General features: G+C 70.5%; 11 protein-coding genes. 6 read left to right on the top strand and 5 right to left on the bottom strand.

The genetic code is table 11. From position 1 onward, the window contains the following. Nucleotides 1-54 precede the first annotated feature (54 nt). From AC08OQ_RS16920 to AC08OQ_RS16935, 4 genes are all read right to left on the bottom strand, one after another. Nucleotides 55-540, bottom strand: a complete 486-nt coding sequence (locus AC08OQ_RS16920; RefSeq protein ID WP_476612190.1) for a recombinase family protein — start codon at nucleotides 538-540, stop codon at nucleotides 55-57. 9 nt (nucleotides 541-549) lie between these two features. After that, on the bottom strand, nucleotides 550-798 hold the full coding sequence (locus tag AC08OQ_RS16925) for a hypothetical protein (RefSeq protein ID WP_476612191.1): 249 nt from the start codon (nucleotides 796-798) through the stop codon (nucleotides 550-552). 99 nt (nucleotides 799-897) lie between these two features. Next, on the bottom strand, nucleotides 898-1,386 hold the full coding sequence (locus AC08OQ_RS16930) for a MarR family winged helix-turn-helix transcriptional regulator (protein ID WP_476601996.1): 489 nt from the start codon (nucleotides 1,384-1,386) through the stop codon (nucleotides 898-900). Nucleotides 1,387-1,522: 136 nt separating this feature from the next. Continuing rightward, on the bottom strand, nucleotides 1,523-1,978 hold the full coding sequence (locus tag AC08OQ_RS16935; RefSeq protein WP_476601995.1) for a GNAT family N-acetyltransferase: 456 nt from the start codon (nucleotides 1,976-1,978) through the stop codon (nucleotides 1,523-1,525). 115 nt (nucleotides 1,979-2,093) lie between these two features. Between AC08OQ_RS16935 and AC08OQ_RS16940 the strand changes: the two genes are divergently transcribed. Next, nucleotides 2,094-2,444 carry an alpha/beta fold hydrolase gene (locus tag AC08OQ_RS16940; protein ID WP_476601994.1) on the top strand — a complete coding sequence of 117 codons (351 nt, stop codon included), beginning with the start codon at nucleotides 2,094-2,096 and terminating at the stop codon, nucleotides 2,442-2,444. Next, nucleotides 2,441-2,572 (top strand): hypothetical protein, encoded by a 132-nt coding sequence (locus AC08OQ_RS16945; RefSeq protein ID WP_462203387.1) that lies wholly within the window; start codon nucleotides 2,441-2,443, stop codon nucleotides 2,570-2,572. The genes AC08OQ_RS16940 and AC08OQ_RS16945 overlap by 4 nt, the downstream gene beginning before the upstream one ends. 241 nt (nucleotides 2,573-2,813) lie before the next feature. Here AC08OQ_RS16945 and AC08OQ_RS16950 read toward each other — a convergent pair whose 3' ends face one another. Further along, complete coding sequence (locus tag AC08OQ_RS16950; RefSeq protein ID WP_476612193.1) at nucleotides 2,814-3,302, bottom strand: DUF5946 family protein; 489 nt, start codon at nucleotides 3,300-3,302, stop codon at nucleotides 2,814-2,816. Here AC08OQ_RS16950 and AC08OQ_RS16955 point away from each other — a divergent pair. Genes AC08OQ_RS16955 through pspAB form a run of 4 tightly spaced genes read left to right on the top strand, consistent with a single transcriptional unit; the run spans nucleotide 3,195 to nucleotide 5,849 of the window. Then, a complete protein-coding gene (locus tag AC08OQ_RS16955; RefSeq protein ID WP_476601993.1) occupies nucleotides 3,195-3,950 on the top strand; it encodes a PspA/IM30 family protein in 756 nt (251 codons plus the stop codon). The genes AC08OQ_RS16950 and AC08OQ_RS16955 overlap by 108 nt on opposite strands. Further along, nucleotides 3,947-4,228, top strand: a complete 282-nt coding sequence (gene pspAA / locus AC08OQ_RS16960; protein ID WP_462189017.1) for a PspA-associated protein PspAA — start codon at nucleotides 3,947-3,949, stop codon at nucleotides 4,226-4,228. Before AC08OQ_RS16955 ends, pspAA begins: the two co-directional genes overlap by 4 nt. A 38-nt stretch (nucleotides 4,229-4,266) precedes the next feature. Next, nucleotides 4,267-5,217, top strand: coding sequence for a zinc metalloprotease HtpX (gene htpX / locus AC08OQ_RS16965; RefSeq protein ID WP_476612192.1), 951 nt, complete (start codon nucleotides 4,267-4,269; stop codon nucleotides 5,215-5,217). A gap of 32 nt (nucleotides 5,218-5,249) precedes the next feature. Continuing rightward, entirely contained in the window at nucleotides 5,250-5,849 is a 600-nt protein-coding gene (gene pspAB / locus AC08OQ_RS16970) for a PspA-associated protein PspAB (RefSeq protein ID WP_476601991.1), read from the top strand. Nucleotides 5,850-6,048 lie beyond the last annotated feature (199 nt).

The raw sequence follows: 6,048 nt of genomic DNA on the forward strand, positions 1-6,048 counted from the left end.
CCTGTGACCTGCGATGATGCTCTCGATCACGTATTTGTTACTTCATTACGTCCCCTAGGTCGTGACCTTCTCACCATCAGTGACGATTAGTCGGCCACTGACCCGCTGCATGATCTTGCCGAACTCCGCGCCGACCACCGGGTCACGGGTAATCCGGCTCTCCTCCCACGCCACCACGACCCGGTGCTTTCCCGTTCGTAGGGGACGTAATGAAGTAACAAATACGCGATCGAGAGCATCATCGCAGGTCACAGGCCTGTGGAGGGTTCGAAACGCACAAGTTATTTCATTTCGACTCCGTAGCGTCGTAAGGAAGCCTTCGAACTCCGGCCGGACCACATCCTCACGCCAGGCGGAAATCCCGTCATCGGCCCACGCCCGGGCTATCCAGTACTCACCCGTCAGCCGCGCGTAACGCTGACCTCGGGCGAACTGGTCCGGGATACGTGCGTCATTGTCGACATCGGACATCCGGCCGTACCACAGGGCCGGCTCGGCATCGGGCCATTCGGGCAAGGGGAGCAACGAAGGAAATTCCATACGATGATGCTATAACGTACTACTTGCGTAGGCGTTGACGCCCCAGCTAAGGCCCACGGGTGAGAAGCCCAGGTCGCTCTGGATGGCCGGCATCGCCACGGTCACGACGCTGCCGTCCAGAATGATCGTCAGCATGCTGGTGGCGAGCACGCCGAGGGCGAGCCAGCGCGACCGTGGCGCGGAACGCCTGGCGGGCGTGGCGCGGGTGGAGGGTACGGCGGGGGTGGAAGGCGTGGCGGGCGTGGGGGCAGCGGACACGGACTCTCCTGTCGGGTGAGGCAACAGAAGGGACCGTAGTAGATGGGACCGCAATAGACGAGCCTGTGGTAGACGATCCTCCTCGTGGCTACCTCGTGGCTACTGAGCCCGCTGGCGGGCCCGCCGGACCGGCTGAGGGCTCTCCGCCGGTCCGGCCAGATGCCCCTCGACCAGGCGGTTCATCGCCCGCAGGAAGACCTCCCGCTCCTCGGTGGGAAGCGCCGCCAACGCCTCCTCGTGGACCCGATCGACGATCTCCTGGCTCCGCGCGGCGATCCGCGCGCCCTCCTCGGTGACCGCGATGATCCGAGCCCGCCGGTCCCTGGCGGAGGGCCGACGTTCGGCGAGGCCGGCCTTCTCCAGGGCGTCGACGGTGACCACCATCGTCGTCTTGTCCATGTCGCCGATCTCGGCGAGCTGGATCTGGGTGCGCTCCTCCTCCAGGGCATGCACCAGCACGCAGTGCATGCGTGCGGTGAGACCGATCTCGGCGAGCGCGGCCGCCATCCGGGTCCGCAGGGCATGGCCGGCGCGGTCCAGCAGGAACGACAGGTCTGGTCCGGCGCGGGAGGGCGCCATGGCGGTCATGCCCGCAGCATAACGACTGGGTCCGTCGCGGATTATCCGTAAGCCTGCCGTCGAGTGGTCGGGGTGATCCAGCCGGCCCGGCTGACCGCGTAGACGGCATGGGCCTCGTCGTGGAGGAACTCGCTGCGGACGTACGTCATGCCGAGGCGTTCGGCGACCCGGACGGACGCGGTGTTGGCCGGGACGATGGCCGAGAGACGACCTCGGTGAGGTCGGGGCGCTGGGCGAACACCCAGGTCAGTGCCGCGGTGGCGGCCTCGGTGGCATAGCCGCGCCCCCAGCGGTCCCGGCGCAGGAACCAGACGGCCTCGACGCCCGGCCACCCGGGTTCGGTCCACAGCCCCGCCTGGCCGACGAGCTGCCCGCTCGCCTTCTCGACGACCGACCACGGACCCACGCCGGTCAGCATCCAGCAGCCCATGCAGCCGGCCAGGGCATGCCAGACGCCGTCCGGGTCGGTCGGCCGGTGGAAGTAGCGGGTGAACTCGGGATCGGACCAGATCTCGGTGTAGCCGGCGACGTCGTCGTTGTGGATGGGCCGCAGGACGAGCCGGTCCGTCGTGAGAAGGGGAATGATCGTGGTCAGACTCATCGCGTCCGGTAGTTTGCCGGAAGCCTGCGGCCCGCCTCGAGAAAGGCGGCGACCGTGGGTTGCGAGGCGGACCGTGGGACCCGCGCGCGAGCCACCGGCTGGATAGCCTCGGGTCGTGGCTCTGTTCTGCCTGCTGCACGGAGCCTGGCACGACGCCACGTGCTGGGAGCCCCTCGGAGCGGAACTGCGGGCGCGGGGACATCGGGTGGTGGCACCGGACCTGCCGTTGCACAACCCGGCCACGACGTACGAGGAACGCATCCGCCCGGCGCTCGCCGCCCTCGATGCGGCCATCGTGGCCGCCGGACCAGGGGCTCCCGGGACCGCCGGGATTCCCGGGACCGCCGGATCGATCGTGGTCGTCGGGCATTCGATGGGGGCCGCCGACGCGCCCCGACGGCACCAGCGCCTGGGATCCACGGACGGCGATCGCGGTGCTGTACCCGCGCCGCCATCCCCACCATGATCGTCTGTGCCACCGGTGACGAGCTGTTCGACATCGAGTCCGAGCGGGCCGGGGCGAGGACGTCGCTCGGCGTCGAGCCCGTCGAGATCCCGGGCGGCCATCTGCCGATGCTGGAGGCCCCGGATTAGACCGGGCCCTGGCGTCGCTCCTCCGACCCCGACGGATCAGACCCCGGGCCCTCGGCCGGCCGCCGGACCGCCCCGTGCTCGGGGCAAGCCGACGTCACCCTCCCGACTGCCGGTAGACCGGCCGTACCCCGGGTACCCCGGACGCGGGAGGCGCTGGGGGCACGGCGGCACTTCCGGCAGGCGGTGACCAGACCATGCCGCGGCGGGGGTTCGAGCCAGCGGAAGTCCGGACGGTACGCCATCATCCGTTTGCGCAGCATGGGACCGGCCTGCGGGTCAACACCGTCCTCGACGAACAGGCACAGCGCGGCATCAGGCACAGCGCGACTGCCTGGACTTCGCGGCGAGTTGTGCCGCCAGGATGCTGCGCGGCACAGGCGTCCACGACGAATTGGTGCACCGGTCGGTAGGCCCCGAGACCGTAGGAGCGCGCGAGTAACTTGCCGTAGCCGGCCAGCGGTGCCGTAGCCGGGCGGCGAACAGGCCCGGGACGGATCAGACCATCGCCGGTCGTGTGGACGGCGGCGCCGGGGGCATTCCCCCAGCACAGGCCGGCGGCTGACCGGCGGCTGACCGGCGGGATCGGAGAGGGACCGACGGGATCGGGGGAGGGAAGGCGTCGATGAGCCTGAGCAGACGGCTGGCGTTGGTGTTCCGGGCCAAGGCCAGCAGGATGTTGGACCGCGCCGAGGATCCGCGTGAGGTTCTCGACTATTCCTACGCCCGGCAGCTCGAGCTGCTGGCGCAGGTCCGCCGCGGGGTAGCGGACGTCGCTACCAGCCGGAAGCGGCTGGAGCTCCAGGTCGAACAGCTACGGGCGTCCGCCGAGCGGCTGTCCGGGCAGGCCCGCCAGGCGGTCGCCGCGGGCCGCGACGACCTGGCCAGGGAGGCCCTCGGCCGCCGGGCCGGGGTGGCCGCGCAGCTGGAGGAGCTGCGGGAGCAGCATGCATCGCTGCGGGCGGAGGAGGACCGGTTGACGCTGGCGGCGCAGCGGTTGGCGGCCCAGCTCGAGGCGTTCCGGACCAGGAAGGAGACGGTGAAGGCGACGTACACCGCGGCGGAGGCGCAGACGAAGATCGGCGAGGCGCTGGCGGGGGTCTCCGAGGAGATGGGCGACGTCGGCCTGGCAATCCAGCGGGCCGAGGACAGAGCCGAGCAGATGCAGGCCAGGGCCGGCGCGATCGACGAACTACTCGCCTCCGGAGCCTTGGAGACGGCGGCCGGTGGCCCGCGCGACGACAACCAGGCCGAGCTGGACCGGCTGTCCGTGACCGCCGACATCGATCGGGATCTGGCCGAGATCAAAAGCGCCATGCCCGCGCGGGCGATCGGCGGCCGCCAGCCGGCCGACGCTGCTCGACCGGAGGAGCAGCCGTGATCGTGCGCATTCTGGGTGAGGGCCAGTTCGACCTGCCCGCCACCGACCTGGAGGCCCTCAACGAGCTGGATGACGTGCTGCTGGCGGCCGTCGAGGCCGGGGACGAGCCGGCGTTCCAGGAAGCCTTGACGAGGCTGCTCGAACGGGTCCGGACGCGCGGCCGCGCGGTGCCGGCGGACCGGCTGGAGCCATCGGAGCTGGTGCTGCCGCGCGCCGGCACCGGGCTGGCGGAGGTCCGCGGGCTGCTCGGCGAGGAAGGCCTGATTCCCGGCGGCTGAGCCCCGGCCGACGAGGTGACGATGGTGAGGTGACGATGATGATGGTGACGCGTGCGCCGCGGAGGTTCGCCCCGGACCAGGGACTGTCGGCCCGGATGGTGCTGACCGTCTTCCTGCTCGGGCTGGTCTACGTCGCCTTCATCGCCGTCCTGATCGCTGTCGGGGTGTCACCGGTCCTGGTTGTCCTGATCGCCGGCGGGCTGCTCGCCGCCCAGTACTGGTTCTCGGACCGCCTCGCGCTGTACGCGACCGGTGGGCGCATCGTCAGCCCGGCGCAGGAGCCGCGGCTGCACGGCGTCGTGGACCGGCTCTGCGCGCTGTCCGACCTGCCGAAGCCCGCGGTGGCGGTCGTGGGCACCGACCTGCCGAACGCGTTCGCCACCGGCCGGACCCCGAAACGCGCCGTCGTCTGCGTGACGACCGGGCTGCTGCGCAGGCTGGAGGCCGACGAGCTGGAGGGGGTGCTGTCCCACGAGCTGTCCCACGTCGCGCACCGGGACGTGGCCGTCATGACCGTCGCGTCGTTTCTCGGGGTGCTCGCCGGTCTGGTCACCCGATTCGGTCTCTACTCCGGGATGGCCGGCGGCTTCGGTCGGTCCGACGGCTATGACGACGGCGACGGCGATGATGAGGACAGCGGCGCCCTCGTCGTGTTCGTCGTGGTGGTCGCCGCCGCCGCCGTCTACGCGCTGTCGTTCCTGCTGACCAGGGCGCTGTCGCGGTACCGGGAGCTCGCCGCCGACCGGTCCGGGGCGATCCTCACCGGCCAGCCGGCCGCGCTCGCCGCCGCGCTCACCAAGGTCACCGGCGAGATCTCCCGGATCCCGACCCGCGACCTGCGGGCCGCCGAACCGTTCAACGCCTTCTTCTTCGCCCCTGCGCTGGCGAACGGCGTCAGCCTGTCCTCGTTGTTCTCGACCCACCCGCCGCTGGATGCCCGCCTGGCCCAGCTTGCCCGGCTGGCCGCCCAGTCCGGTGAGCCCGGGTAGTTCGGTGACCCGGGTAGACAGTAGGCCGGACCATGCGGATCCTCGACGTGCTTCTCGGCCGGACCCGGCCCGCCCCGCCGGACCTCGACCGGCTGTTCACGCTCCCGGCCGCCGCCGTCACCCTGCAGGCCGCCAGCTCATGGCGGCCGACCGGGGCCGGGGCGGTCTGCGTCAAACCCGCGTCCGGCGGCGCGTTCACCGGGGTAGCGCAGGAGATCGACCGGCTGCTGAGCCTGGACGGCGGCCGGTACGAGCGGCGCACGGACAGCTTCGGGTACAGCTGGCTGCTGCGACGGACCGGCGAGCAGGACCTCGCTGGCCTGGTCACCGACCTGCACGCGGCGAATGCCGCGGTGCGCGACGCCGGTTTCGGCCCGGCGCTGCTGTGCACCGTCGTCGGGTTCACCGACGGCAGCCGGCAGATGGGGCTGATCTACCTTTACAAACGCGGCACCTGGTACCCGTTCGTGCCGGCCGGTGACCAGCGCCGGGACAATCCGGCCGAGCTGGAGGTACGGGAGGTGCTGGCGGGTGAGCTCCCGATCGAACCGGACCTGTCCCGCTGGTTTCCCCTGTGGGGAGCGCCCGGCCTCGACACGCCGGATCCCGCGCCCGATCAACCAGGAGAATAGCCCTTGGGTGTAACCTATGGTATTCGTGAAACTACTAGATAGGACTACCGGCGAGGCCGACGTGGCCTTGGGCCAACAGTATTGCGTTTAACCACCCGATTTCCATCTCCCAGCCACCCTTAGGAGTGGTGCAACCACCCTTCGCCGGCTGCAAAGTTGTGACCCACTTCACGCAACGATGCAGCGGAGGGCCGATGGG

This window comes from Frankia sp. CcCS3, assembly GCF_977927575.1.

Bases quoted from the DNA above. Each gene is read 5' to 3' on its own strand.
- AC08OQ_RS16920 (WP_476612190.1), bottom strand. From the start codon at position 540: ATGGAATTTCCTTCGTTGCTCCCCTTGCCCGAATGGCCCGATGCCGAG.
- AC08OQ_RS16930 (WP_476601996.1), bottom strand. From the start codon at position 1,386: ATGACCGCCATGGCGCCCTCCCGCGCCGGACCAGACCTGTCGTTCCTG.
- AC08OQ_RS16935 (WP_476601995.1), bottom strand. From the start codon at position 1,978: ATGAGTCTGACCACGATCATTCCCCTTCTCACGACGGACCGGCTCGTC.
- AC08OQ_RS16945 (WP_462203387.1), top strand. From the start codon at position 2,441: ATGATCGTCTGTGCCACCGGTGACGAGCTGTTCGACATCGAGTCCGAG.
- AC08OQ_RS16955 (WP_476601993.1), top strand. From the start codon at position 3,195: ATGAGCCTGAGCAGACGGCTGGCGTTGGTGTTCCGGGCCAAGGCCAGC.
- htpX (WP_476612192.1), top strand. From the start codon at position 4,267: ATGATGGTGACGCGTGCGCCGCGGAGGTTCGCCCCGGACCAGGGACTG.
- pspAB (WP_476601991.1), top strand. From the start codon at position 5,250: ATGCGGATCCTCGACGTGCTTCTCGGCCGGACCCGGCCCGCCCCGCCG.